The organism is Terriglobus sp. YAF25 (genome assembly GCF_052113305.1).
GTDB lineage: Bacteria > Acidobacteriota > Terriglobia > Terriglobales > Acidobacteriaceae > Terriglobus.
In genome coordinates, this window is sequence record NZ_JBFRCY010000791.1 from 1 (window position 1) to 3,080 (window position 3,080).

At 58.4% G+C, this 3,080-nt stretch carries 4 protein-coding genes; 1 reads left to right on the forward strand and 3 read right to left on the reverse strand.

The genetic code is table 11. The features are described from left to right. The coding region (locus AB4043_RS23740; protein ID WP_442308284.1) for a N5-glutamine methyltransferase family protein at positions 1-509 on the forward strand (509 nt) is incomplete at its 5' end. Positions 510-514: 5 nt separating this feature from the next. Here the strand turns inward: AB4043_RS23740 and AB4043_RS23745 are convergent. From AB4043_RS23745 to AB4043_RS23755, 3 genes are all read right to left on the reverse strand, one after another. Continuing rightward, the gene (locus AB4043_RS23745) at positions 515-1,195 is read right to left on the reverse strand and encodes a GGDEF domain-containing protein (protein WP_442308285.1); all 681 of its coding nucleotides are present in this window, start codon (positions 1,193-1,195) and stop codon (positions 515-517) included. Beyond that, positions 1,168-1,581 (reverse strand): hypothetical protein, encoded by a 414-nt coding sequence (locus AB4043_RS23750; protein WP_442308286.1) that lies wholly within the window; start codon positions 1,579-1,581, stop codon positions 1,168-1,170. The genes AB4043_RS23745 and AB4043_RS23750 overlap by 28 nt, the downstream gene beginning before the upstream one ends. Before the next feature lie 24 nt (positions 1,582-1,605). After that, a partial coding sequence (locus tag AB4043_RS23755) for an NAD(P)/FAD-dependent oxidoreductase (RefSeq protein WP_442308287.1) occupies positions 1,606-3,080 on the reverse strand: 1,475 nt, incomplete at its 5' end.

Below are 3,080 nucleotides of genomic sequence, written 5' to 3' on the forward strand. Positions count from 1 at the left end.
ATCACGCGGTCCGCATCGCCGACGTCGGGACCGGCACTGGATGCATCGCCATTGCGCTTGCCGTGCATCTGCCTTACGCGCATGTGACCGCGCTCGATCTCTCCGATGCCGCCCTGAGTGTCGCGCGGGAGAATGCCGCCATCAACCATGTGAAGAAACGAGTCATGCCGCTGCACTCTGACCTGCTCAGCAGCGTTGCCGGACAGGCCTTCGACGTCGTCGTCTCCAACCCTCCGTATGTCCCCTTCAGTGACCGATCCACCCTTGCGCCGCAGGTTCGTGACTTCGAACCGGAGACCGCCCTCTATGCAGGAGAAGATGGACTGGAGATCTATCGCCGCCTGATTCCCCAGGCATACAAGGCGCTACATCCAGGCGGTCTGCTGGCGTTGGAGATCGGTTATGGACAGGATGCAGCTCTGCGGTCGCTGCTCTCCGAATGGAATGAAGTGACAATTCTCAACGATCTGCAGGGTATTCCCCGCACCATCCTGGCAAAGCGCCGCTAAAGCCATCAATTGGATGACACGCCCTGAGCTTCCAACGACGTAAAGGCCACCACACGATTCCGGCCTGACTGTTTGGCGGCATAGAGCGCCTGATCGCATCGCCGTAGCGCGGCCTGGTCATCTTCTCCGCGTTCACAAACGGTCACTCCGAAGCTCGCCGTCAGCCGCAGTTGCGAGTCGAACTCAAATCGCAGGCTTCGCAGTCTCTCGCGTAGACGCTCCGCCACAACGCGGGCGCCCTCCTCGTCCGTGTTTGGCAAAATGGCGACGAACTCTTCTCCACCAAAGCGGCCCAGCGCATCGGCAGGCCGCAGCATCTCAGACAGCGCCTTCGCGAACGTGGATAAGACCGAATCGCCTGCCGGATGACCATAGCGATCATTGATCTGCTTGAAGTGGTCCACGTCCAGACAGATGAGAGCAATGCGTCCACCATTCATCTCCGCGCGTCTCAGCTCACGGCCGAGACGGTCTTCCAGACCCCGGCGATTCAATGCCGAAGTCAACGCATCGGTCAACGACAAAGCATCCAGCTCATTGCTCAACTGCAGTGCAGCCATCCACAGGTAGCCGATGGCGATACTGGCGCATAGAAGAACAACCTTTGAGAGCCGCGAAGCGCCATCGACCATAAAGGCCTGGTCATCGGCCGGAAGGTTCAGAAGTTGTCCGCGAAGGATGGGCACGCAAGAACCAAAAGCTCTGCCCGCGTCCTCATCGGCAGATGCATGATCTGGGAATAGATGGAAAAACCGACTGTCCCCACAAACAGCAGGACGTCGACCCAGCGTTCGGTATGACGAAGCTCCAGGAAACGGGTCATGGTCTCGTCCATTAAGGCGAAACCAGTGATGATCAGGCCGTTCGAGAAAATGAATGCCACCGTGGGGATCTGATTGCGATAGAACAGGATCACCATCGCCAGAGCGATGAGCAGCATGCTGGCACACAACCGGAGAACGCCACGCAGACGAGGCATGGAATGGGCCGCCAGACCCAATCCAAGCATCAGCATGCCCAGCAGCAGGACGTAGGATTCCACCATCCAGCGCAGGCTTAGAGGGACATTCATACCCACAAGGATATAGTCGGCAAATTATTTTTCTTCGTGATATTCCTGCTCGGTATTTACATCCCAAAGGGAGTTCTTACTGGTCTCACCGGCCAGAATGGCGTCCACGGCGGCCATCGCCGTCAGCATGGAATGGTCCTGGTTGTTGTACTTGTGCATGCCGTTACGGCCCACCAGGAAGAGGTTTTCGTAACGATCCATGTACCGGCGGATCTCGTCGAACCGGCCATAGCTGCCGAAGTATGCCGGATAGGTCTTTGGAACCCGCACCACATGACCGTCGCGCACATGCTCCYGGCGGATCATGCCAATCTTCTCCAGCTCCATGGCGCCGAAAGCCTTGAGCTCCTCGTCTGACATCTTCCACAGCGGATCGGTGTCGTAACAGAAGTACTCCAGCCCCAGCCACACCTTCGACGGATCAGCGACCAGATAGGGGCTCCAGTTGTTGAAGATCTGTAACCGGCCAATCTGGACATCCGGCTCCTGGATATAGATCCACGTATCTTTCAGAAGGCTGCCGTCAGGCTCGGTCTGCTGCAGCTTGTCCACCAGCAGGCCAACCGTGATGAAGTCGCGGTATTGCAGGCCATCAGCCACTTCGACGACGTTCGCGGGAGGCTCCACATCCAGCGAATGCACCAGCTCCCGCACCGGCACGGTGGAGAAGAAGTGGTCCCCGGCAAAGGTCTGGCGCTCGCCTGCGCGGTTTACCGCCTCCACGCTGACAACGCGGTCGCCTTCGGTGTTGACCTTCACTGCACGCCACCCCATATGCAGCTCACCGCCACCCTGCTGCACCAGACCGGCAACGTGTTCCCAAAGCTGGCCAGGGCCAAACTTGGGATAGAGGAACTGCTCGATCAACGAGGTCTCAGTCTTCTTCTGCTCGATGTCTCCTTCAGTCCTGCCGAAGGTCTTCTTCAGGAAGTGCTTTACGGCGGCCGTCAGGCTCAGGCCCTTGATGCGCTGCGCTCCCCACTCCGCGCTGATCTCCTCGCACGGCACACCCCATACTTTTTCGGTGTAGCTCTTGAAGAAGGTCAGGTAAAGCTCGCTGCCGAAGCGGTTCACCAGGAAGTCGCGCAGACTTTTCTCCTGCTTAACGGGAAACAGACGCGACGAAAGATAACTGAAGCCGATGCGTACCAGGCGGACTGGCCCCAGCTTGCGAAGTGTCGGTCCACTCAGGCTCAGCGGATAGTCAAAAAACTGCCGCATGAAGTAGATCTCACTCTTGCGCGGGCGCACCAGCATGACGAGGTCTTTATCCTCGCCTTCGCGCCGTTCGTGCATAGGCAGATGCCGTGTCTTGTTCTGGTAGCTGATCGCAGCTTCGGCTTCGGCCTCATGCTCCACCGGCATCAGCTCGAGCCACCAGCGCATCACCTTGTCACTCTTTGAAAAGAAGCGGTGACCGCCGATGTCCATTCGGTTGCCGTTATAGCGCACGGTGCGCGATATGCCGCCAACGCAGTCCCCTGCTTCGAGAACAATGG

What these genes read in the sequence shown, in the direction of transcription:
- AB4043_RS23750 (WP_442308286.1), bottom strand. Translation starts at nt 1,581, where the DNA reads ATGAATGTCCCTCTAAGCCTGCGCTGGATGGTGGAATCCTACGTCCTG.